This window comes from Halopelagius longus (assembly GCF_900100875.1).
Lineage (GTDB): Archaea > Halobacteriota > Halobacteria > Halobacteriales > Haloferacaceae > Halopelagius > Halopelagius longus.
In genome coordinates, this window is record NZ_FNKQ01000002.1 from 351,873 (window position 1) to 373,258 (window position 21,386).

The 21,386-nt window shown below is 66.5% G+C and carries 21 protein-coding genes; 13 read left to right on the plus strand and 8 right to left on the minus strand.

The genetic code is table 11. From position 1 onward, the window contains the following. Positions 1-22 precede the first annotated feature (22 nt). From BLS11_RS07545 to BLS11_RS07565, 5 genes are all read left to right on the plus strand, one after another. On the plus strand, positions 23-1,594 hold the full coding sequence (locus BLS11_RS07545; RefSeq protein ID WP_092535418.1) for an ABC transporter ATP-binding protein: 1,572 nt from the start codon (positions 23-25) through the stop codon (positions 1,592-1,594). After that, positions 1,591-2,808 (plus strand): ABC transporter permease, encoded by a 1,218-nt coding sequence (locus BLS11_RS07550; RefSeq protein WP_092535421.1) that lies wholly within the window; start codon positions 1,591-1,593, stop codon positions 2,806-2,808. Before BLS11_RS07545 ends, BLS11_RS07550 begins: the two co-directional genes overlap by 4 nt. Next, positions 2,801-3,868, plus strand: coding sequence for an ABC transporter permease (locus tag BLS11_RS07555; RefSeq protein ID WP_092535424.1), 1,068 nt, complete (start codon positions 2,801-2,803; stop codon positions 3,866-3,868). Before BLS11_RS07550 ends, BLS11_RS07555 begins: the two co-directional genes overlap by 8 nt. A 110-nt stretch (positions 3,869-3,978) precedes the next feature. Next, the gene (locus BLS11_RS07560) at positions 3,979-4,956 is read left to right on the plus strand and encodes a hypothetical protein (protein WP_092535426.1); all 978 of its coding nucleotides are present in this window, start codon (positions 3,979-3,981) and stop codon (positions 4,954-4,956) included. A gap of 124 nt (positions 4,957-5,080) precedes the next feature. Further along, entirely contained in the window at positions 5,081-6,454 is a 1,374-nt protein-coding gene (locus BLS11_RS07565; protein ID WP_092535429.1) for a geranylgeranyl reductase family protein, read from the plus strand. Between the two features lie 33 nt (positions 6,455-6,487). On the opposite strand, the gene BLS11_RS07570 is transcribed toward BLS11_RS07565, so the two are convergent. Both BLS11_RS07570 and BLS11_RS07575 read right to left on the minus strand, forming a co-directional pair. Next, positions 6,488-8,401 (minus strand): hypothetical protein, encoded by a 1,914-nt coding sequence (locus tag BLS11_RS07570; protein ID WP_092535432.1) that lies wholly within the window; start codon positions 8,399-8,401, stop codon positions 6,488-6,490. 219 nt (positions 8,402-8,620) lie between these two features. After that, the gene (locus BLS11_RS07575; protein WP_092535435.1) at positions 8,621-9,892 is read right to left on the minus strand and encodes an amidohydrolase; all 1,272 of its coding nucleotides are present in this window, start codon (positions 9,890-9,892) and stop codon (positions 8,621-8,623) included. A gap of 163 nt (positions 9,893-10,055) precedes the next feature. Here BLS11_RS07575 and BLS11_RS07580 point away from each other — a divergent pair, with 163 nt between their 5' ends. Then, complete coding sequence (locus BLS11_RS07580; RefSeq protein ID WP_092535437.1) at positions 10,056-11,573, plus strand: Na+/H+ antiporter NhaC family protein; 1,518 nt, start codon at positions 10,056-10,058, stop codon at positions 11,571-11,573. Further along, on the plus strand, positions 11,570-11,833 hold the full coding sequence (locus BLS11_RS07585) for a DUF7513 family protein (RefSeq protein ID WP_092535440.1): 264 nt from the start codon (positions 11,570-11,572) through the stop codon (positions 11,831-11,833). The genes BLS11_RS07580 and BLS11_RS07585 overlap by 4 nt, the downstream gene beginning before the upstream one ends. A gap of 88 nt (positions 11,834-11,921) precedes the next feature. Here the strand turns inward: BLS11_RS07585 and BLS11_RS07590 are convergent, their stop codons facing one another. After that, positions 11,922-12,254 carry an uS10/mL48 family ribosomal protein gene (locus BLS11_RS07590; RefSeq protein WP_092535443.1) on the minus strand — a complete coding sequence of 111 codons (333 nt, stop codon included), beginning with the start codon at positions 12,252-12,254 and terminating at the stop codon, positions 11,922-11,924. Positions 12,255-12,430: 176 nt separating this feature from the next. Here BLS11_RS07590 and BLS11_RS07595 point away from each other — a divergent pair, with 176 nt between their 5' ends. Together BLS11_RS07595 and BLS11_RS07600 are read left to right on the plus strand one after the other, a co-directional pair. Further along, entirely contained in the window at positions 12,431-12,889 is a 459-nt protein-coding gene (locus BLS11_RS07595) for a bis(5'-nucleosyl)-tetraphosphatase (protein ID WP_092535446.1), read from the plus strand. 146 nt (positions 12,890-13,035) lie between these two features. Beyond that, positions 13,036-14,040 carry a DUF5787 family protein gene (locus tag BLS11_RS07600; RefSeq protein WP_092535449.1) on the plus strand — a complete coding sequence of 335 codons (1,005 nt, stop codon included), beginning with the start codon at positions 13,036-13,038 and terminating at the stop codon, positions 14,038-14,040. Here the strand turns inward: BLS11_RS07600 and BLS11_RS07605 are convergent. Next, positions 14,037-14,540 carry a DUF5797 family protein gene (locus BLS11_RS07605; RefSeq protein WP_092535452.1) on the minus strand — a complete coding sequence of 168 codons (504 nt, stop codon included), beginning with the start codon at positions 14,538-14,540 and terminating at the stop codon, positions 14,037-14,039. The genes BLS11_RS07600 and BLS11_RS07605 overlap by 4 nt on opposite strands. A gap of 123 nt (positions 14,541-14,663) precedes the next feature. Here BLS11_RS07605 and BLS11_RS07610 point away from each other — a divergent pair, with 123 nt between their 5' ends. Continuing rightward, positions 14,664-15,437 carry an enoyl-CoA hydratase/isomerase family protein gene (locus BLS11_RS07610; protein WP_092535455.1) on the plus strand — a complete coding sequence of 258 codons (774 nt, stop codon included), beginning with the start codon at positions 14,664-14,666 and terminating at the stop codon, positions 15,435-15,437. Between the two features lie 2 nt (positions 15,438-15,439). Here BLS11_RS07610 and BLS11_RS07615 read toward each other — a convergent pair whose 3' ends face one another. Then, positions 15,440-16,921 (minus strand): methyl-accepting chemotaxis protein, encoded by a 1,482-nt coding sequence (locus BLS11_RS07615; RefSeq protein WP_092535458.1) that lies wholly within the window; start codon positions 16,919-16,921, stop codon positions 15,440-15,442. Between the two features lie 220 nt (positions 16,922-17,141). Further along, positions 17,142-18,629 carry a methyl-accepting chemotaxis protein gene (locus BLS11_RS07620; RefSeq protein WP_092535461.1) on the minus strand — a complete coding sequence of 496 codons (1,488 nt, stop codon included), beginning with the start codon at positions 18,627-18,629 and terminating at the stop codon, positions 17,142-17,144. A 216-nt stretch (positions 18,630-18,845) separates the two neighbouring features. Here BLS11_RS07620 and BLS11_RS07625 point away from each other — a divergent pair, with 216 nt between their 5' ends. From BLS11_RS07625 to BLS11_RS07635, 3 genes are all read left to right on the plus strand, one after another. Next, on the plus strand, positions 18,846-19,103 hold the full coding sequence (locus tag BLS11_RS07625) for a DUF5789 family protein (RefSeq protein ID WP_092535464.1): 258 nt from the start codon (positions 18,846-18,848) through the stop codon (positions 19,101-19,103). A gap of 72 nt (positions 19,104-19,175) precedes the next feature. After that, positions 19,176-19,499, plus strand: a complete 324-nt coding sequence (locus tag BLS11_RS07630; RefSeq protein ID WP_092535467.1) for a transcription factor S — start codon at positions 19,176-19,178, stop codon at positions 19,497-19,499. 54 nt (positions 19,500-19,553) lie between these two features. Next, positions 19,554-20,189, plus strand: a complete 636-nt coding sequence (locus BLS11_RS07635; RefSeq protein ID WP_092535470.1) for a DUF6517 family protein — start codon at positions 19,554-19,556, stop codon at positions 20,187-20,189. On the opposite strand, the gene BLS11_RS07640 is transcribed toward BLS11_RS07635, so the two are convergent. Both BLS11_RS07640 and BLS11_RS07645 read right to left on the minus strand, forming a co-directional pair. Further along, positions 20,190-20,912 carry a tRNA (adenine-N1)-methyltransferase gene (locus tag BLS11_RS07640; RefSeq protein WP_092535473.1) on the minus strand — a complete coding sequence of 241 codons (723 nt, stop codon included), beginning with the start codon at positions 20,910-20,912 and terminating at the stop codon, positions 20,190-20,192. It abuts the gene before it with no gap. Continuing rightward, the gene (locus BLS11_RS07645) at positions 20,913-21,326 is read right to left on the minus strand and encodes a nascent polypeptide-associated complex protein (RefSeq protein WP_092535476.1); all 414 of its coding nucleotides are present in this window, start codon (positions 21,324-21,326) and stop codon (positions 20,913-20,915) included. Positions 21,327-21,386: the final 60 nt, after the last annotated feature.

Consider the following 21,386-nt stretch of genomic DNA (forward strand, 5'->3'; position numbering starts at 1 on the left):
ATTCCTCGATCATTTACCCACAATGTCAACAGCCGTTCGACTCGCCGGGATAACGAAGTGGTTCCCGGGGGTCATCGCGAACGACGACGTAGACATGTCCGTCGAGGGTGGGACGGTGCATGCGCTTCTCGGTGAGAACGGGGCCGGGAAGACGACTTTGATGAACGTCCTCTACGGGCTGTACGAACCGACCGAAGGAACGGTGTACATCGACGGAACGCCGCGCTCGTTCGATTCGCCGCGGGTCGCCATCGACGCCGGCATCGGCATGATTCACCAGCACTTCATGCTGGTCGACCCGATGACCGTCACCGAGAACATCACGCTCGGCAACGAACCGCGGAAGTGGGGCGGGTTGGCCACCGACCGCAAGACGGCCCGGGAAGAGGTCGTCGAACTGTCGGAACGGTACGGGTTCGACGTCGACCCCGACGCCCGCATCGAAGACATCTCCGTCGGCGCACAACAACGCGTCGAGATTCTGAAGGCGATATACCGCGGCGCGGACGTTCTCATCCTCGACGAACCGACCGCCGTCCTGACGCCGCAGGAGGTCGAGGAACTGTTCGCCGTCCTCGAAGAACTCACCGCGCAGGGGAAGACGATCATCTTCATCTCGCACAAGCTCGGCGAGGTGCTGGAGGCGGCCGACGAGGTGACCGTCCTCCGCGACGGGAAGAACGTCGGCACCGTCGCCACAGACGAGACGACGCGGGAGGAACTCGCGGAGTTGATGGTGGGGCGGGAAGTGCTGATGGAAGTGGACAAACCGGCGATAGACGCCGGCGACTCCCTGCTCTCGGTCCGCGACCTGTCGGTCGAGGACGAACGCGACGTGGAAGTCGTCGAGGACGTGTCGTTCGAGGTTCGCTCCGGCGAGGTGTTCGGAATCGCGGGCGTCGACGGCAACGGACAGGCCGAACTCGTCGAGGCCATCACCGGTCTGCGGCCCCAAGAGTCCGGCACTGTCTCCTTCGAGGGCGAACCCATCGACGAGTGGTCCCGCCGAAAGCGCATCCGCGAGGGGATGGCCTACATCCCGGAGGACCGCCAAGAGCGCGGACTCGTGATGGAGTTCGACCTCGTGGAGAACGGCATCCTCGGGAGCCAACACGCCGAACCGTTCGCCTCCGACGGCCGAATCGACTGGGACACCTCGCGGTCGCACGCCGAGGACATCATCCAGAAGTACGACGTTCGCCCGCCGAACGCCGACGCCGACGCCGTCTCCTTCTCCGGCGGCAACCAACAGAAGTTCATCGTCGGCCGGGAGTTCGAACGCGACCCCTCCGTGGTGGTCGCGACGCACCCGACGCGCGGCGTCGACATCGGGTCGACCGAGTTCATCCACGAACGACTGCTCGACCTCAGACGCGAGGGGAAGGGAGTGCTCCTGATCTCCTCGAAGTTAGAGGAGGTACAGGGCCTCTCGGACCGCCTCGCGGTCATGTACGAGGGGAAGATAATGGACGTGGTGGACCCGGAGACGGTGACCGAAGAGGAACTCGGCCTGCTGATGGCCGGGGAGTACCCCGACTCCTACGAGTCGTCGCGTCGAGCGGACGCCGCGGAACCCGCGGGTGAGCGTCGATGAGCGTCAAGGACGTCGTCGAACGACTCGTCGGCGCGTCGGCGTTCGAGCGGTTCCTCATAAGCGGGGCCGCGTTGCTCCTCTCCATCGCCGTCGGGTTCGTGCTCATCCTCGCGGCGGGGCGGATGACGACGTGCGGGACCGCCGCCGCGACGTACTTCGGCGTCGGGTTCTGTTACGACCCGTTCCTGATATACGACCGCCTGTTCCTCGGCGCGTTCGGCAACCTGAGCGCGAACCCGCTCAACGGGCAGTTCGCCACGACGCTCTCGGAGACGACGATACTGATGTTCACCGGCGTCGCCGTCGCCGTCGCCTTCCGCGCCGGCATCTTCAACATCGGGACGCAGGGACAACTCGTCGTCGGCGGCCTCGTGACCGCCGTGGCGCTTCCCGCCGTCGCGACGACGATACCCGCCGGTATCGGCGCGTTCGTCCTCCTGCCGTTCGGTCTCCTCCTCGGTGCCCTCACCGGCGGCATCTACGGCGCGATACCGGGCGCGCTGAAGGCGTACGCCGACGCGAACGAGGTCATCACGACCATCATGCTCAACTTCGTCGCCACCTCGGTGGCGCTGTACCTCGCGCAGAGTCACTTCAAGGACCCCGAGAGCTTCGCGACGCAGACGGTGGCGATTCCGGACCGAGCGCTGTTCCCGTCGGTCGTGTTCAACCCGCGCGACGACTTCTCGCTCGTCGCGTTCGGCCTCGCCGTCGTCCTCCTCGTGGCCGTCTACCTGATCCTCGAACGCACGTCGTTCGGGTACGACCTGCGGACGAGCGGTCTGCAGGCGGAGGCCGCCGAGTACGGCGGCGTCGACGCCGCCCGAACCGTCGTCGCGAGCATGACGTTCTCCGGCGCGCTCGCGGGCATCGGCGGCGCGATATACGTCCTCATGGTCTTAGGGAACTTCCAGCCGGGCGTCCCCGACTACGGGTTCGACGGCATCACCGTCTCCATCCTCGCGGGGAACAACCCGCTCGGCGTCGGCTTGGCCGCGTTGCTGTTCGGCGTCCTCAAGAGCGGGTCCATCGTCGTGGACGTCGCGACGGACGTGCCGCCTCAACTCGTCGGCGTCCTCCGCGGCCTCATCATCCTCTTCGTCGCCATGCCCGAGTTCTTCCGACTCATCGGCAGACGCATCTGGACGTTCGAAGACGAATCGACCGGCCGCCCGGTCACCGACGGCGGCGTAGGAGGTGAGAGCGATGAGTGAGGCGACCCTCCGGTCCGGCCTGACGAGGGGCATCGACTCGCGACTGCTCGTCGCCGGAATCGCCCTCTTCGGTCTCGCCGTCATCGGCGTCCTCGGGGTGCTGTTCCCGTCGTCGGACGCCGGGCAACTGCTCTCGATCATGACCTCGAAGAGCACGATGTCCGCGACGCTGCGGCTCTCGGTCCCCATCGCGTTCGCCGCCCTCGGCGGTATCTTCGCGGAGAAAAGCGGCGTCATCAACATCGGACTCGAAGGCCTCCTCATCATCTCCGCGTTCGGCGGCGTCTACTTCACCGACGTGACCGGAAGCCCGTGGCTCGGCGTCGCCGCGGGCGTCGCCGCCAGCACCCTGCTGGCCGCGGTGTTCGCCGTCGTCTGCATCGAGTTCCGCGCCGACCAGATCATCGCCGGCCTCGCCATCTGGCTCATCGCGCTCGGGTTGGCCCCCTTCGCGTCGCAGGTAGTCTACGGCGGGCCGAACACCACGAACGTTCCGACGGTGGGGACGATCACGGTTCCGTACCTCTCGGAGCTCGGCATGGTCGGCGCGTTCTTCGACGCGACGCCGTTCGTCTACCTGATGTTCGTCGCCGTCGCCCTCTCGTGGTGGACGCTCAACCGCACCGCGTTCGGTCGGTGGGTCCGCGCCAGCGGCGAGAACCCGAAGGCGCTCGACACCGCGGGCGTGGACGTGCAACGCGTCCGCTACGCCGCGGCCATCCTCTCGGGTATCCTCGCGGGTATCGGCGGCGCGGCGCTGTCGCTCAGCCTCGGACAGTTCACGGGGAACGGCCCGACGATGGTCAACGGCAAGGGGTTCATCGCCATCGTCGCCTACCTGTTCGGCAACTACAACCCCATCGGCGCGATGCTCTCGACGATGCTGTTCGCCGGACTGGACGCGCTTCAACTGACGCTGCAGGCGCGCGACGTGTTCGCGATTCCGCAACCCCTCGTGCGGACCATCCCGTACGTGACGGTCATCATCGTCCTCGCCCTCGTCGGTCGGACTCGCATCCCGGAGGCCGCGGGCGACCACTACGAGTCGGGCGAAGACTGAGCGTCACGTCGCCGCGGAACGTCTCTTTTCGGATAGGTTTACTTTCATGACACTTATGATTCTCTAACACGTCTGGGGGATTTATTACCGGGAACGGTGATGCGCCGCATATGCGCCCGCGAGACGCTGTTCGAAGTGCCGCCCGGTACCACCTCCGAGCGTTCGTCCCGACGGTCGTCGGCGTGGGCCTCGCCGGCGTCGGCCTCTGGTACGGACTCCGCGGGGGCGGGACACCGCTCTCCGTGACCGCCCTCGCCGCTTCCGAGCGTGCGGTCCCCGCCGCCCTCCTCGTCGGCGTCGGCCTCCTCGTCGCCGTGTTCGGCCGAACCGCCGCCCGCCTCACCGCCACCGCCGACCTCGTCGCGGTCGAAGTCGAGGACGCGCAGGACGACGACGGAATCGACCCCGACGACCTGCGCGAGACGGTGTCGCTCGCGGTGCAACACGCCGTCGCCGACACGATGGACGTCGCCTCGGACCAGATAGAGAAGAACGTCGAAGACGCCGTCTCGCGCGCCATCGAGGAACGCGGCGAGTCCGGGACGGCCGACCCGACCCGGAAAGTCGTCGATCCGACGGGCGAACGGGAGGTCCGTGACCTCGACACGCAGAGTGCGTCTCCCGACCCTTCGTCCGAGAGCGTGGACGGGGACGTCCCCGCGGACGGAACCCTCGCCGACCCCCTCGCCGGTCGCTCGCGCGACGACGAGGAGGCGCGCGACCCGCTCGCGGAGGCGTCCCGGCAGGCCAGCGAACGGATGCAGTCGCTCCTCGACGGCGACGACAGCGAGTTCCCGGCGGAGGCGTCGCCCGACGCGCCCGCCGAACGGGATTCGACGCCCGAGAGCGATGTCGACGAACGGAGTTCGTCGGCCCGTCGGACGCAGTCCGACGACGGCGCGGAGATACTCACCGACGACGGCGCGGGCGACGAGGCGGCCGAGCAGTCGCAGCTTCCGGACGGTTCGACGGCGGACGACGCGGAGATCATCGACGGGGACCGAAACGCCGGCGCGTCGGACGAGGAGACGGAGAGGGACGCCGACGCGGGGATGGTGTTCGGTACGGACCTGAAGGACGCGGAGTGAACCGCGACAGTCGGTCTCGTTCGCCCGTCCGAGGCGTTTGCGCCCGCTCCGTAGAACTGTCGCCTCAAAGGCGACCGAATCGGGCATAAAGAGTTTTCCTGCCACGGCGGAGAAATGCGAACCAATGAGTACGACCCACGAGTACGACGTCGTCGTCGTCGGCGCGGGCACCGCCGGATGCTACGCCGCCGCGACCGTCGCGGGTGAGGGTCTCGACGCCGTCGTCGTCGAGCGAAAGACCGCCGACGAGGCGGGCCACATCGCCTGTGGCGACGCCCTGAAGGGCGCAGACGAGTTCCCCGACGCGATCCCCAAATCGCAGATAGAACCGGCGTTCACGAACACCGACGTGGACCACGGGCGCTTCGAGATACCCAAGGAGGACTCGGTCCTCGATATTCCGGTCCCCGGCGAACTCGCCGTCATCGACCGCTGGGAGTACGGCCGCCGCATCATCGAGGGCGCCGAGAACGCCGGCGCGGAGTTCCACTACGACACCGTCGTCCAGGACGTGACGCAGGCCGACGACGGCACCGTCACCGGCGTCGCCGGCAAGCGAAAGGGCGAGGAAGTCGAGTACGACGCCGACATCGTCATCGACGGTGCGGGTGCGCTGTCGATTCTGCAGGACAAGGCGGACTTCTCCGAGGCGACGTTCGACACCAACGTCTCGTACTCGCAGTTCTGTTCTGCTTACCGCGAAATCGTCGAAGTCGAGGAACCGGTCGAGTGGTCCGACGCACTCGTGTTCAAGCCCGCGGAAGTCGCCGCGGGGTACGTCTGGTACTTCCCGCGGACGGAGACGACCATCAACGCGGGTCTCGGCTTCCAGATGAACGAGGAGCCGATGAAGCTGGTGGACGACCTGAAAGACGACCTGCGGAACCGCGAGGAGTTCGCGGACGCGGAGGTCACCGACAAACTCGGCGCGGCCCTGCCGACGCGCCGCCCCTACGACTCCGCCGTCGCGCCGGGCTTTATCGCCGCGGGCGACTCCGCGGCCCACGTCAACCCGACCACCGGCGGCGGCATCGCGGGCGCGGCGTACGCCGGCGAGTACGCGGGCGAACAGGCCGTCGAGGCCGTCACGTCCGGCGACGTCTCCGAGGAGACACTCTGGCGGTACAACGAACGCGTCATGTCGCACTTCGGCGCGCGGTACGCCGGCCTCGACGTGTACAACATCCTCTCGACGGCCATCAACGTGGACGAGCTGATGAGCCTCTTGGCCGCGCTTCCGGGCGAGAAACTCGCCGAAGCACTCTACTCGGGCACCACCTCGTTCGGTCCGGGCCTCGCCCTCAAGACGGTCAAAGAGAGCTACGGCTACTGGGGACTCATCTACGACTTCTACAAGACGAAGAACCTCGCGGACGAACTGATGGACCACTACAAGCGGTACCCCGGCCGCCCCGGCGCACTCGAAGGGTGGCAGGACGAACGTGACCGTCTGATGGAGGAAATCTACGAGGTCACGGGCGCGGAAGCGAAGTACTGAAAAAAAGGCGCAGACGGTTCGGAACTCGTTTTCTTACACTTCGACGGTCGCGTTACCGCCGGATTCGGTCGTCGTGGTGTTCTCAACCGTCGTCTCGTTCTCGGCCGTGGTGGTTTCTTCGGTCGTCGTTTCTTCGGTCGTCGTTTCCTCAGTCGTCGTGGTCTCCTCGGCCGTGGTAGTTTCCTCGGTCGTCGTGGTCTCCTCGGCCGTGGTAGTTTCCTCGGTCGTCGTCTCGTCCTCGACCGTATCGTTCTCGACGGTGTCGTTCTCGTCGGAGTCCGTATCGTTGACGATCACGGTGTCGTTCGTCTCGATCGTGTCGTTCTCGACGGTGTCGTTCTCGTCGGTGTCGTTCACGTCGGTGTCCGTATCGTTGACGACAACGGTGTCGTTCGTCTCGTTCGTCTCGTTATCGACACTCGTGTCGGTTTCCGTCTCGTTCGTCTCGTTCTCGGTGTCGCCGGTCGGCGCCGTCTCGTCCTCTTCCGCCGTCTCGCTGACGAGGGCGTAGGTGCCGTCTCCGTCGACCATCGCCGTCACGTTGTTAGTCACCATGTCGACGACCGTATCGTCAACGCGGTCCCACGAGTCACCGGTGACTTCGTAGATGGTGAGAGAGAGTTCGTCGGTTCCGGCTTCTTCCAGGTCGGCGTCCTCGTAGAGGAACGACAGCTGGAGGTTGGCGTTCTCGGACGTGGCTTCGGTCTGGAGGGGTTCACCGAGGACGACGGCGTTCTGGGGCGCGTCCGGGTAGTCCGCCGCCGGACCGATGTTCACGTCTTGGAACGTCGCGGAGAACGTCGTCTCGTTGACGGTGACGTTCCGGACGGAGTTGTTCGCGTTAGCGTCCGTCGTGTTCTCGGCGTCGGTCGTCGTTTCGTTCTCGAGGGCGTCGTCCGTCTCGTTCGCGTCCGTCTCGTTCGCGTCCGTGTCGTTGGCACTCTGGCTGTAGACCGTCCAACCGGTCGTGTCGTTGACGACGGCGTTGCTGACGGTGTTGTTACTCGAGTTCACGAAGACGAACGCTCCGGAGAACGTCTCGTTCGACGCGTTCGTGTCCGTCTCGTTCGACGCGTTCATCTCCGTCTCGTTCGTGTCCGTCTCGTTCGACGCGTTCGTCTCCGTCTCGTTCATCTCCGTCCAGTCGGTGGAGACGTTCTCCGCCGTGACGTTCTGGACGGTGCTGTCGGACGCGCCGGCGAAGACGACTGCGGCGCGTTCGGTGTCGCTCGCTTCGAGGTTGTTCACCGAGGCGTTCGAAGCGCCGGCGAGGTGGACGCCGACGTCGAAGTCCGAGAGGGCCGGGTACTGGACCGTAGCGTTGTCGCCGGCGACGGCGATGCCGACGCTGAGCGACTCGTTGCTCGTCTCGTTCGGGGCGCTGATTCCGATGTCCTGCGCGTCGAGGGTCACGTCGTCCGCGGCGATGACGATGCAGGCGGACGCGTTAGCGTCGACGCCGGGGTCAGACACGTCCTGCAGTTCGTCGGCCGAGAAGTTCTCGGAGACGGTGTACGTCCCCGACTCGTCGATGACCGTACAGGACTCGATGGTCTGGTCGGTCGTCTCTTCGGTCGGAGTCTCCGTCTCGTTCTCCTCAGCCGGGGTTTCCGTTTCGGTCTCCTCGGTCGTGGTCTCCGTTTCGGTCTCCTCGGTCGTGGTCTCCGTTTCGGTTTCCGTGGCCGTGGTAGTTTCCTCGGTCGTCGTGGTCTCCTCGGCCGTGGTTTCCGTTTCGGTCTCCTCTGTCGTTGTTTCCTCAGTCGGAGTCGCCGTGTCCGTCTCCTCGGTCGTCGTCTCCGTATCTGTGGCGTTGTCCGTCTCGTCGGTCGGCGTCTCCGTAGCCGCCTCTTCGACCGGAGTCGCCGTGGCGGTGTCTGTTGCTGTTTCGTTCTCTGTCGTCTCCTGTGCGACCACGGGGCCGGCGAATAAGCCGACCGGCGTGGCCACCAAGACCAGAAGAGCGACCGCAACGGTAACCGTTCGTCTACGTGTCATGCAATACTCACGTCTCCGTCTGCGTTGATAAAAATTGTAAGTGGGTTTACATAATTTCCTGCAAGAATGAATATATTATTATCTATCCTAAACCGTCGATTATTACGGTGAAAGCGTTCGAGTCGGTCGAATACTAATGATATGTAACGGTAAGTAAATTACTGCCCGTGGTCAGGGTCGGCGCTTCGAGAGTTCCCGGACGGACCGAGAGAGGACGTCGATACCGAGGCCGATGCTATCTTCGTCCACGTCGAACGTGCTTGTGTGGTGTCCGCCGGGGTGGTCGGTTCCGACGCCGATGTAGGCCGCTTTGCCGCCGTTGGCTTGCACCTCCTGCATCAGGTAGGTGGCGTCCTCGCTTCCGCCGAGGGAGTCGCGTTCGACTAAGGACGTCACGTCGGCGTTCTCGCCCGCGACGTCGCTCACGATATCGACGAGTTCGTCGTCGCTCCGCGCCGAGGGGGCTTTCCCCTCCGTCGTAATCTCCACCTCACAGCCGTGCATCTCCGCCGCCGACCGGAGGACGCGGCGGGACTTCTCCTCCATGTACTCCATCAGTTCGGTCGTCTCGCCGCGGACTTCGCCCTCGATGAACGCCTCCTCGGGGACGATGTTCGTCGCGGTGCCGCCGCCGACCATCCCGGCGTTGACCCGCGTCGCGCCGTCGGCGTGCCGCGGGATGCCGTAGAGGTTCTGGACGGCCGTCGCCATCGCCTGCACCGCGTTGTCGCCCGCCTCCGGACGCGCCCCCGCGTGGGACGGCGCGCCCGTGAACTCCGCGCGGAAGTGCGAGACGGCGAGGAAGTCGTCGATGCCCGCGACGACTTCGCCGGAGGGGTGGTCGAGTCCGATGTGGACGCCGTAGAGGTAGTCCACGTCGTCGAGGAGTCCCGACTTCGACATCGCCCGCCCGCCGGCGACGAGTTCCTCGCCGGGTTGGAAGAACACCTTCAGCGTCCCCTCGAAGTCGCTTTCGAGGACCGAATCGAGGACGCCCAGTCCGATGGCCGCGTGGGCGTCGTGCCCGCAGGCGTGCATGTACCCCTCGTGCTCCGACCGGAACCCCGCCGCCGTCGGCGCGTGGTCCTCGCCCTCGGACTCGGTGATGGGGAGGCCGTCGATGTCGACGCGGAGGGCGACAGTCGGCCCCTCGCCGCGTTCGACCACCGCCACCGCGCCGGTGTACCCCCCGCGGAGGGCTTCGAGAACGTCCTCGCGTGCGCCCTCTCGGCGGGCGCGGTCGTACCACTCGTCGAGTTCGGCCTCGTCGGGGACGGCCATCCGTTCTTCCTCCGCGAGAACCTCGCGCCCGACGTACAGGGCGTCTAAGTCCCGCGTCTCCAATTCGTCTACGAGGCGCGCGGTGGTGTAGAACTCCCGCCACGCCGGTTCGGGGTGTCGGTGCAAGTCGCGTCGAAGGCTGACGAGGTCGGACGTCGTCATTGTCGGTCGGTGGCGGTGGACGGTGATAAACCTCGCCGAGTGCGTCGGGTTTGCCGAGACGCGGTCCGACTCGGACGCGACGCGCCCGCATCGTCGCCACGCTGACGGGTCTGCGCGCCCGTGTCGGGTCCCTTATGTGGAACCGTCCTCCACCAGAGAGTGAATGACCGACTCAGACGAAACTCGTGACCTGCGGTTTCGAGGCGGCCGCCTCGCGAGCGCCGTCCCGATAGCGTTCTTCGTCGCGTGGGCCATCGTACAGAGCGGACTACTGGGCATCGGCGACACGACGGGACTCATCGTCGGGATGCTCCTCGGACTCATCTTCGGGATGTTCCTCGTCGTCGGCAACTGGAAGGGGTACGCCGACGTGGTGTTCGACGGCATGACCGAACGGGTGGCCGCGACGGCCATCGTCGCGTGGTTGTGGGCCGGGATGTTCGCCCAGACGATTCAGGCCGGCGGCTTCGTCGACGGACTCGTCTGGGCCGCCGACGCCATCAGCGTCGGCGCGGCGTTGTTCCCGGCGCTCACCTTCCTGCTCGCCGCCCTGCTCGCGACGGGCATCGGAACCGGGTACGGGACGGCAATCGCGTTCACCGCCCTCGTCTTCCCGGCGGGCGTCGTCCTCGGCGCGAGCCCCGTCCTCATGTTCGGGGCCATCCTCTCGGGCGCGGTGTTCGGCGACAACCTCGCACCCGTCAGCGACACCACCATCGTCAGCGCCGTGACGCAGAACGCCGACATCGGCGGCGTCGTCGCCTCGCGGTTGAAGTACGCCCTCGTCGCCGCCGCCTTCGCCTTCGTCGCCTACCTCGTCGCGGGAAGCGCGATGGCGAGGCAGCCGATCGACGCGGGTAACGTCGGCGGTCCCTCGACCGCACTCGGACTCGTCCACCTCCTCTCCATCGCCGTCGTCATCGTGACGGCGGTTCAGGGCCGACACATCATCGAAGCCGTCTCGTGGGGGCTCCTCATCTCCGTCGCGTTGAACCTCCTCCTCGGACTCGCCACGCCCGCCGAGATGGTCGCATTCGAGGCGTCGCGCGCCTCCGGACTCGTACAGACGATGGACGCGATACCCGTCGTCGGCGCGTTCGTCGTCCCGGTCGAACCCGGAAACACCGCCGTCTCGGGGAGTCTCTACACCGGCGCTTCGGACTTCTTCCCCCTCATCGTCCTCGTGTTGCTCATCGTCGCGGGCGCGGAGGTGATGCAGGTCGGCGGCGCGTTCGAGGCGATACAGACGTTCCTCCTCGAACGCGTGGCCACCACCGTCCGCCGCGCGGAGACGACGATGGTCCTCGGAACCGCGCTCGTCAACGCGATGATAACGATCAACACCGCCGCCGAAATCGCCATCGCGCCGTACATCAAGACGCTCGGCCGCCGGTTCAACATCAACGGCTACCGACGGGCGAACATCCTCGACGCCAACACCTCCGCGCTGGGGTACATCTTCCCGTGGGGCGGCGGCCTGCTCGCGGGCTACACCTCGATGACGGGGCTCCCCGAGCAGTACGAGTGGTTCACCCAGTCGATGCTCGTCAACCCCGCGAGCGTCTGGCCGTACGTGTTCCACGGCTGGTTCCTCGTCGCGGTGTTCCTCTTTGCTGCGTGGACCGGATACGGACGCGAGTACGTCTCCGACCGGGAGTCCAAGGAGGTGAGTCGCGTATGAGCTTCCTCGACTTCCTGTTCGCAGAGGAGACGTTCCGCGCGGCCAAACCCGCCTTCGAAGTCGGCGAGACGGTGACGGCGTTCGTCACCGGCAGGGAGGGCGACGCCGCCCTCGTCAGAGTCGGCGACACGATACTCGAACTGTCCGGCGCGGAGAACGTGCCCGTCGAGGGGCGCGTCCGACTCGAAATCGAGGAGTTCGACGCCGCGTCGAGTCGCGGCCGCGGCCGTCTACTCGAAGTCCTCGACGACAGAGGATAGCCGGGACCGACCGCCGAGAGACGAATCGAAGCGATTCGGCGGGGCCGAGAGAAAAACGCGAGAGAGACAGAGTCGGACCGCGTGCCGCCTAGTCCCGTCGGTGGCCGAGCGGTTTCTTCTGTTCGACCTCTATCTCGACGTGGATGCTCTCGGGGAACGCCATGTGGCCGACTTCTCGCGCGATGTGGTCGTTGCCGTGAATCTCCAGTTTCCGCGAGTAGACGGTGTACTCCCACGGCGAGAACTCGTCGCCCGGCGCGAGATTCCTGTACTGCGGGACGCGGACGCTTTCGGGCGGTTGGGCGTGCGGGCCTTTGCACTCCGCGCCCTTCTTCTCGACGAGTTCTTTGAGACTCGACACTTCGTCTTCGAGTTCGTAGCGATTCCCGCTCTGGAAGGTGAGTTTGGTTACGAAGGTCATGGCTGGGTGGTGGCCGTTACACGCTTCGAGTGTACGGAGCGGTAAAAACGCACCTACACGCGGTATCCGTGCGCGGACGTGACAGACAGAGACGGCGACTCGTCGTCATCTTTCAAGAAGAAGAGAAGAACGAATCTCCGATACCCTCTTAAATCCCCGTATATATACATTCACCAATGACAGTGGAAGCGGTGAGCGCTGGAGCCATCCTCTTCCGCGACACCCGCGGCCGACGGGAGTACTTACTCCTGAAGAGCCGACCGGGGGACTGGGAGTTCCCCAAGGGCGGGGTCGAGGGAAACGAGGAGCTCCAGCAGACAGCGATACGCGAAATCAAAGAGGAGGCGGGAATCGAAGATTTCCGTCTCATCGACGGGTTCCGCGAGGACTACGACTACGTGTTCGAGGCGAACGGCAAGACGATTCACAAGACGGTGCACCTGTTCATCGCGCGCTCCTTCGAGGCCAGCGCCGAACTCTCCCGAGAGCACCGCGACCTGCAGTGGCGCGACTACGAGCAGGCGATAAACACAATCACGCAGGACGGCCCGCGCGACATCCTGGAGAAGGCCCACACGTTCCTCGACGACCTCCTCGCGGAGAACGACGAGGAGAACCGGCGGTACATCGCCTGAACGGGCAGACTGCCGTCGCAGAGCCGTAGCCTCCTCGCGGTCCGACTCGCCCGGAGTCGGCCCGTCCGCGTAGCGGCGGCCCTCTCTCTTCTCGGAGTCGACGCCGACCCGAAACCGTTTCCTCGCCCGACCGAAGACCACCGGACGTGTACCCCGCAGACGCCGAGTTCGGGTTCGAGTTGCTCGTCTGCCGGTGGGCCGAGGAGTCGTGGCCCCCGGACGGAGAGCGAGACTCGGCGGTTCTCGTCGCGCGCCAACTCGGGACGAAGCGCCGCCGGTGGGACACCGTCGTCGTCGAGTGCGACCCGGCGGGACTCGCCGCGCGCGCGCAGTTCGGCGACCGGACGCTCGATTCGGACCTCCTGCACGTCGTCCGCAACGCGCCCGCGGAGTGGGAGTGGTACCGCGACGCCCTCCCGCATCCGGGCTACCCGTGGCGGTACGTCCGCGCCGCCGTCCACCGGGCCGCGGGACGCGGCGTCGTCGAGAAGCGTCGCCGCGGCAACCGCATCGAGATTCGGCGCGTCGCGCCGTACCCCGACTGGGTGCGTCGCATCGTCGCCGTCGAGAACAAGCCCGACTTGGACGCCTCCGCCGCCCGCGCCCTCTCGGACCAACTCGAACGCGACGTGGAGACGGGACTGGCCGACGAGGTGTGGGTCGCCACCGCCGCGACGGGCCGGCGCGTCGAACCCGCGCTTCTCGAAGACGTGCCCGTCGAGGTGGGTATCCTCACGGTGTCGTTCGACCCTGACCGCACGGACTGGGCCACCGCGGCGGTGGAGTGGCACCCGAGCGACGTGACGCCCGAGGACGCCGAAGACGACATCGAACGGGCGACGACCCGCCTCGAACTGGCCGAACGCGCCTACGGCAAGGGCTGGCGGTCGTTCCACGAGACGATGCGGCCGGACTGCCGCCACTTCGAACTCCGGCGGTTCGGAGACGCGTTCGTCCCCCACTGCGCGGCGAAGGGGCGGTCACAGACCGCCGCGGAGTGCGCCGGGTCCTGCCCCGACTTCGAACCCGAACCGCCCGCGTGGCGGACGAAGGGGTGGCCGATAGCGGGCGGGCCGGGGAAGGCGATACGGCGACTGCTCGACGACAGGCGGGAACGCGTCCGACAGAGAGAAACCGAGCGCGCGGATTAGTCGGTCACTTCCACGTCCACCTCGTCGCGTTTGACGGCGAGGCGGAACGTCGGGACGGTGCGGTAGACGACTTCGACGACGCCCTTCCGGCGGAGACTCTGGAGGGCGCGGCGGACGTCCTCCACGTCCGGGTCGTCGTCGAACCGGTCCCGTATCTTGTTGAGGACGCTCACGACGCTCTCGGAGCGATCCTCGGGGCCGGCGACGACTTCGAACACCTTCGATTCGAGCGCCGGGACGCGGATGACCGAGGGCACCTCCTCCTCGTCGGCGTCGGTTTCGACGCCCGGTTCCACGTCCACGAGTTCCGCCGCCTCCGCGGTGGCGCGGATGAGACTGTTGTCGTCGCGGTAGTAGTACTCCTTGAGGTTGTCCTCCAGATAGCGATGCACGTCGCTCCCGGAGTCGAGCCCCCACCGTTCCTGTAGCTCTTTGTTCTTCGTCGGTTGGAGTCGAACGACGTCGGCGAGTCGTTCTTTCTCTTCGTCCGAGAGTGCCATTGCGTCCAAATTTGCACCGGGGGATATAGACCTGTTTTCTCCGCGCGGAAACTGACTGTCCCGACGACGCGAACGAGACCGGGACGGGGGAACGCTTACCAGCGCTCCGTGCGTCGCGCCCCCATGGCTTGGGATACCGTCCGACTGGAGTGGGACGACGAGGTGGCGACGCTCGTGATCGACCGTCCCGACCGGCTGAACGCCCTGAACCCCGAGACGCTGGACGCGGTCGAGGAGGCGGTCACCGAGGCCCGCAAAGCGGGCGCACGCGTCCTCGTCGTCACGGGCGCGGGCGAGAAGGCGTTCGTCGCCGGCGCGGACATCGAACGGATGCGGGAGTTCGACACCGCGGAGGCCCAGGCGTACGCCGAACAGGGCCACCGAATCGCCTCGGCCATCGAGTCGTTCCCTGCGCCGACTGTCGCCGCGGTCAACGGGTACGCCTTCGGCGGCGGGTGCGAACTCGCCGTGGCGTGCGACCTGCGCGTCGCCTCCGAACGGGCCGTCCTCGGACAGACCGAAATCGACCTCGGAATCATCCCCGGGTGGGGCGGCACCCAGAGACTCCCCGCACTCGTCGGCGACGAGACGGCCCGCCGGATGATATTCTTCGGCGAACGCATCGACGCGACCGACGCGTACGAACGCGGACTCGTCGGCGAGGTGGTCGCCCACGACCAACTGCGCGACCGGGTCGCGGAGACGGCCGCGGAACTCGCAGAGAAACCGCGGCACGCCCTCCACGCGGCGAAGGAGGCGATTAACGCCGGCCACGAAGCCCCGCGGTCGGCCGCCCTCGAACACGAGGCGCGGGCGTGGAGCGGACTGTTCGGGACGAAAGATCAGAGAGAAGGGATGGACGCGTTCGTCGAGAAACGCGACCCCGAGTTCGAGTAGGGTTACGTCGCGTCGATAACGTCGGTTCCGTCTCCGGCGTCGATGGACGCCATCACAGATTCGAGTTCACGCGCCGACGCTTCGATATCCTCGACGACGGCCATCTGTTCGTCGTTGGCCGTCGCCGCCTCGGTCACCTCGGAGCGAACCGACTTCGAGCGTTCGGCGGCGGTATCGACCATACTGGCCACCTCTTCCGTCCGGACGGCTTGGTCGTCCGTCGCGGCCGCGATGTCGTTCATCCCCGTCGACGTGGCGCGAACCTCGTCGGCGATGGCGTTTTGGTTCTCGACCATCTCGCGGACGGCGTCCGCGGTCGAACGTACCTGCTCGGTGACCGATTCGATGCTCTCGACCGTCTCGCCGGCGTCGCCGCGCGTCTCGTGGATGATCTCCTCGATTCGTTCAGATTCCTTCTGCACCTCGTTCGCCAGCGACTTCACCTCGTTCGCGACGACGGCGAAGCCTTCACCGGCCTCGCCCGCCCGCGCCGCCTCGATGTTGGCGTTGAGCGCGAGGATGTTCGTCTGGTCGGCGATGTCGTTGATGACCTCGACGATGTCGTCGATTTCGGCGACTTGCGCCGCCAGTTCACGGGTCTGTTCGGCCGCTTGGTCGCCGCTCTCCGCGACGTCCTCCATGGCGTAGACGGCGTCTTCGCCGGCCTCGGTGCTGTCTTCCGCGAGGCGTTCTGCCTCCTCGGAGCGTTCGTTGACCTCGTCGGCGGAGGCGGCAATCTCCTCGACGGTCGCCGACAGAGAGCCGACTTCCCCGGACACCTCGTCCATGTTCTCGGCCTGTTCGTCCGCGAGCGACGCCGCCTCGACGAGAGCGCCGTCCACGCGTTCGGCGGCGTCCGTCGCGTCCGCGATGACCTCGTCCAGCGTCTGTTCGACGTTCGTCTGCGCTTCGACTATCGCCTCGCGTTGGCGGACGATGTCACCCACCGAAGCCGCCGTCTCGAACCCGCCGACGGCGTTCCCCTCACGGTCGAAAAGCGGGACCGCGGCCGAGCGAATCCAATCGACGCCGTCGTCGGACTGAATCTTCCGGAACCCGTCCTCGCGGACCGCCTCGCCCCGCTTTCGGACCGTCTGGGCGAGCGTCTCGTTGCCCTTCGAGAGGCGGAACCCGTCGTAGACGTTCCGCCCGACGACGTCGGTGGGGTCCTTGGCAAACCCCTGCTTTGCGATGTCGTTGACGTACGCTATCGCGTCGTCCGCGTCGACGACGAACGTGGGTTGGGGAAACGCCTCGACGACCTGTTCGAAGAGGCCGCGCCAGTAGTCGCGTTCCTTCCGCAGTCGCTCCGTCTCGTTCGACGCGTCCACGTCGGGGTCGAGTCCCCCGGCGCGGTTCGACAGTTCCGTCTCCCCGAGGACCGACGACGCGCCCCCCTCGGCGGTGACGCCGCCGTCGGTACGTTTGCCGCTCGTTTCGTCCCCTCTCGCCCGTAACCGCCGGGCGAATCGACCGATATCCATGATAGCTGTGCGCCGATACCCACCATAAAACTCCCACTCTAATTATCAGAGTAGATTCCCTCTCGTCGTCTCTCGCGCCAGTCTCCTCGGCGAACGACGGACCCCGCGGGACGGCGCGGGGCGACGACTCTCTGCGCTGATACGGAGATGCGCGTCCGGAGAGAAGAGGAGACGGACGCGTTCGTCGAGAAGTGGGTCCGCGTCGCCGCGGTGTCGTCGTTCAGTCGAGGTGGATGTCGTCGCTTCCGTCGGCGGAGTCGATGGACGACATCACCGATTCGAGTTCCCGCGCCGACGCCCCGATTTCCTCGACGACCGACATCTGCTCGTCGTTGGCCGTCGCCGCCTCCGTCACCTCGGAGCGCAGCGACTTCGAGCGTTCGGCGGCGGTGTCGACCATGCTCGCGACTTCCTCCGTCCGGACGGCTTGGTCGTCCGTCGCGGCCGCGATGTCGTTCATCCCCGTCGAAGTCGCGCGCACTTCCTCGGCGATAGCGTTCTGGTTCTCGACCATCTCGCGGACGGCGTCGGCGTTCGAGCGCACCTCCTCCGTGACGGACTCGATGCTCGCCACCGTCTCGCTGGCGTCGCCGCGCGTCTCTTGGATAATCTCCTCGATGCGCTCGGATTCCTTCTGCACCTCGTTCGCCAGCGACTTCACCTCGTTCGCGACGACGGCGAAGCCTTCACCGGCCTCGCCCGCCCGCGCCGCCTCGATGTTGGCGTTGAGCGCGAGGATGTTCGTCTGATCTGCGATTTCGTTGATGACCTCGACGATGTCGTCGATTTCGGCGACCTGTTCGGCGAGTTCGCGGGTCTGTTCGGCCGCTTGGTCGCCGCTCTCGGCGACGTCCTCCATCGCCTCGACGGCGTCCTCGCCCGCCTCGGTACTCGCCTCCGCGAGGCGTTCTGCCTCCTCGGAGCGTTCGTTGACCTCGTCGGCGGAGGCGGCAATCTCCTCGACGGTGGCGGAGAGAGAGCCGACCTCGCCGGACACCTCGTCCATGTTTTCCGCCTGTTCGCCCGCGAGCGACGCCGCCTCGCCGAGTGCGTCGTCGACGCGTTCGCTCGCGTCCGTCGCCTCGTCGACGGCGGACCGGAGCGTCTGTTCGACGCTCGTCTGCGCGCCGACTATCGCCTCGCGTTGCTCTACGAACTCCGTCACCGCGGACGTCGTCTCGAACGCGCCGACGATGTTCCCCTCGACGTCGAAAAGCGGGACGGCGTTCGAGCGAACCCACTCCGTGCCGCCCGGCGTCTCGATTTCGCGGAACTCCTCTTCTTGGGCCGCCTCGCCGCGTCGGAGCGTCTCCTCGGCGAACGTCTCCTCGTTCTTCTTCTCCTGTTGGAACGCCTCCTCGAGGCTCAGTCCGAGCATCTCCTCTCTGTTTATCCCGTAGGCCGCCGCGGCGCTCTCGTTGAAGTACGCCACCCGGTCGTCGGAACTGATGACGAATCCGGGTTCGGGGTACGACTCCACGACCTGTTCGAAGAGGCCGCGCCAGTAGTCGCGTTCCTTCCGCAGTCGCTCCGTCTCGTTCGACGCGTCCACGTCGGGGTCCAACCCGCCCGCGCGGTTCGGCGTCTCCGAAGAGGGGTCCGCACTCGCCGCGGGTCCGTCGTCCGAAACGACGCCCCCGTCGGTCCGTTTCTCCCCCGCCTCCGTGTCTCTGTTTCGTAACCGCCGAGTGAGCCAACCGAAATCCATGTTCTTCTTTGAGTGAATGTGCCGTATAAATCCCCCATCCCCGTTATCAGAACTGATTACCGAAATTCGGGTTTCGGCGTCGTTCCGGCCCTCCCGAGGGCGGCGAAACCGACCGTCGTCCGGCCGAGACGGCCGCGGAGAGCGGACGCTCGAAGCAGACTGTCGTATTAGCTAACGTGGCACAAGGATAAGTCGCCTCGAACCCAACTAGGAACCATGACTGAAAATGTCAAACTGAGTCGCGTCGAGCCGAGGTTGGAAGAGCTCTCCTACCCCATCTCCCGGTCCGACGCGGCGGCGGAGTGTTCCGACGTGGAGTTACAACTGGCCGACGGGGAGGTGAACCTCGGCGACGTCATCGCCGACACGGGGAGCGAATCGTTCGGCGGGTCGGGCGAACTGTACGAGGAACTCCAGAACGCGCTCCCGATGGAGGCCCTCGGCGACCCGCGACAGTCCGACGGAGACGCCTGATTCCGCCGACTTCCCGACTCTTCGGGTCGTTTCCGGACGTTTAAGTGCCAGAAGCGACTGTCTCTTGTAACAATGGAGTTCTGCGACGAATGCGGTTCGATGATGAAGACGGACGGCGATAAGTGGGTCTGCGGGAGTTGCGACTACGAGAAGCTCCGCGACGAGGCCAAGGAGTCGCACATGACCTCCACCGCCTCGCGCGAGGACGGCGGAGTCGTGGACATGTCCGACGTCGACGACGCCGAAATCGGCCCCACGACCACGGTCATCTGCCCGAAGTGCGGACACGACAAGGCGCGCTACGAGATGAAGCAGATTCGCTCGGCCGACGAGTCCGAGACGCGCTTTTTCACCTGCGTCGAGTGCAGTCACAAGTGGCGCGAAGACGACCACTGACCCCGTAGCCGTTTTCTCCGGCGAATTAAGTCCGCGCCGCCCGTAGCGGCGTCCATGCGCCCGTCGGACGTGCCGCCGCCGACGGTTCCGTCGCCCGAGGGGTGGCGCGTCGTCTCCGAGGAGGCGACGACGCCGTTCGACGCCCTCGTCGTCTCCGTCCGCGCCCGCACGGTGCTCCTCGCGGACGAACGCCTCCGCGAACGGGCGAACGCGACGGTGGACGCGGCGACGGAGTCGCCCGCGGACGAGGACGGAGACGCGGAAACGGGCGGAGATGGGGACGATGCGACGTGGCGCTTTTTCTTCGCCAGTCGCCTCCGCCTCGACCCCGCCGCGCCGTCCTCCCGCGCGGTGACGCGACTCGTGACGAACCGAGCGAACGCCGGATTCTCGGACGTCCTCAGCGAGAGGGGGTTCGACGCCGTCCGCGCCGTCGAGTCCCGCCCGTTTCGGATCCGAGGCGAGGAGGCCGACCTGACGCGCTACCGGGCGCGCGTCTCGCTCCGCGAGTTCGCTCTCGTCGCCGAGGGGTACCTCGCGGTGTGGCCCGACGACGGCGGGTTCCTCGTCGCCGGCGGGGCGTACCCGCGGGCGGTCGAGTCCGGCCCCGCCGCCGATGAGCTGTCGGCGCTACTTGAGCCCGAGAGATTCAGAGAAGAGCTGTTCGAGATGGTGCGCGCGACGGCGTAGTCACTCGTTCCGCGCGAACGTGAGATAGCCCGTGTGGCCGACGCCCGCGGTAGAGGGGCGCGACCCGCGTTCGCCGAAGTCCATCTCCCGCTGGATGGTCTCGAACGTCTCCACCTCCGAGAGACCCACTTCGCGGGCGGCCAGCGACGTCTCGCGACTCTGCTCGACGAACGGCGAGTAGACGGCGACGTAGCCGCCGCTTACGAGCAGTTCGGGCGCGTGGCGGACGACGTCCGCCGCGTCGCCGGTGTCGAGGGTGAGGAGGTCGAACCCGCCGTCGAGTCCGTCGAGTTCCTCCGTCAGGTCGCCCGTCCGAACGTCGACGTTCCCGGCGACGCCCGCCATCTCCATGTTCCCGCGGGCCACGTCGGCGAACTCCGCGTCGCGTTCGTACGTCGTCACCTCCGCGCCCATCCGGCCGAGGTACGCCGAGAGGACGCCCGTGCCGGTTCCGGCGTCGAGGACGCGGTCGCCCGCCGCCGCGCCGGTGTGGCCGACGATGAGGCCGATGTCGCGCGGCATCATCGGCGCGCCGGTGCGTTCGAGGTGGTTGAACAGGTCCGGGCCGCGCAGGCCGCGGACGAGGAACTCCTCGCCGAGATGCGTCTCCAGCGTATCGCCCGGTTCGGCGTCCTCGGGGACGTCGAGGACGCCGAGGTCGGTGTGGAGTTCCTCGCCCGGCCCGCGAAGGTACTCTCGGTCCCCGTGGACGAGCAGGTACACTTATTCGAGCCGCGAGATAGCGGCCGCGAGGTCGCCGTTCTCGGCTTCGAGCGCGTCTCGCGCCTCGTCCTTGCCGACCTCCGCGCGCTGGGCGACGATTTTGATGTCGGAGTCGGGGATCTCGGCGCCGCCCTCCGAGGCGGACTCGTCGGCTTCCGATTCGCCGCCCGCACCGGACGCCTCGACGGCCCCGGCGTCGCCGCCTTCGAGCTCTCTCGATTCGGGTTGGCCGACGATCTGGTACGTCTCTTGGCCTTGGGCGTCCATCCGCGTGACCTGCGCGTCGGAGAAGACGAGCTCCTCGTCGGCCGTCTTGATGACGACCTCCTCGGCGTCGAGCTCCGTCACGTCGATGCCCATCTGTTTCATCATCTGTTTCATCTTCCGCGGGTTCATACCGCCTCCGCCAAACATACCCGAATCGTGGGAGTCCGGTAGCAAAAGCGTGGCGAACGCTACTCGGGGGGCGGTCCG

What these genes read in the sequence shown, in the direction of transcription:
- BLS11_RS07580 (WP_092535437.1), top strand. Translation starts at nt 10,056, where the DNA reads ATGACCGACTCAGACGAAACTCGTGACCTGCGGTTTCGAGGCGGCCGC.
- BLS11_RS07630 (WP_092535467.1), top strand. Translation starts at nt 19,176, where the DNA reads ATGGAGTTCTGCGACGAATGCGGTTCGATGATGAAGACGGACGGCGAT.
- BLS11_RS07585 (WP_092535440.1), top strand. Translation starts at nt 11,570, where the DNA reads ATGAGCTTCCTCGACTTCCTGTTCGCAGAGGAGACGTTCCGCGCGGCC.
- BLS11_RS07595 (WP_092535446.1), top strand. Translation starts at nt 12,431, where the DNA reads ATGACAGTGGAAGCGGTGAGCGCTGGAGCCATCCTCTTCCGCGACACC.
- BLS11_RS07610 (WP_092535455.1), top strand. Translation starts at nt 14,664, where the DNA reads ATGGCTTGGGATACCGTCCGACTGGAGTGGGACGACGAGGTGGCGACG.
- BLS11_RS07625 (WP_092535464.1), top strand. Translation starts at nt 18,846, where the DNA reads ATGACTGAAAATGTCAAACTGAGTCGCGTCGAGCCGAGGTTGGAAGAG.
- BLS11_RS07555 (WP_092535424.1), top strand. Translation starts at nt 2,801, where the DNA reads ATGAGTGAGGCGACCCTCCGGTCCGGCCTGACGAGGGGCATCGACTCG.
- BLS11_RS07620 (WP_092535461.1), bottom strand. Translation starts at nt 18,629, where the DNA reads ATGGATTTCGGTTGGCTCACTCGGCGGTTACGAAACAGAGACACGGAG.
- BLS11_RS07560 (WP_092535426.1), top strand. Translation starts at nt 3,979, where the DNA reads ATGCGCCCGCGAGACGCTGTTCGAAGTGCCGCCCGGTACCACCTCCGA.
- BLS11_RS07565 (WP_092535429.1), top strand. Translation starts at nt 5,081, where the DNA reads ATGAGTACGACCCACGAGTACGACGTCGTCGTCGTCGGCGCGGGCACC.
- BLS11_RS07550 (WP_092535421.1), top strand. Translation starts at nt 1,591, where the DNA reads ATGAGCGTCAAGGACGTCGTCGAACGACTCGTCGGCGCGTCGGCGTTC.
- BLS11_RS07645 (WP_092535476.1), bottom strand. Translation starts at nt 21,326, where the DNA reads ATGTTTGGCGGAGGCGGTATGAACCCGCGGAAGATGAAACAGATGATG.
- BLS11_RS07635 (WP_092535470.1), top strand. Translation starts at nt 19,554, where the DNA reads ATGCGCCCGTCGGACGTGCCGCCGCCGACGGTTCCGTCGCCCGAGGGG.
- BLS11_RS07615 (WP_092535458.1), bottom strand. Translation starts at nt 16,921, where the DNA reads ATGGATATCGGTCGATTCGCCCGGCGGTTACGGGCGAGAGGGGACGAA.
- BLS11_RS07605 (WP_092535452.1), bottom strand. Translation starts at nt 14,540, where the DNA reads ATGGCACTCTCGGACGAAGAGAAAGAACGACTCGCCGACGTCGTTCGA.
- BLS11_RS07575 (WP_092535435.1), bottom strand. Translation starts at nt 9,892, where the DNA reads ATGACGACGTCCGACCTCGTCAGCCTTCGACGCGACTTGCACCGACAC.
- BLS11_RS07590 (WP_092535443.1), bottom strand. Translation starts at nt 12,254, where the DNA reads ATGACCTTCGTAACCAAACTCACCTTCCAGAGCGGGAATCGCTACGAA.
- BLS11_RS07545 (WP_092535418.1), top strand. Translation starts at nt 23, where the DNA reads ATGTCAACAGCCGTTCGACTCGCCGGGATAACGAAGTGGTTCCCGGGG.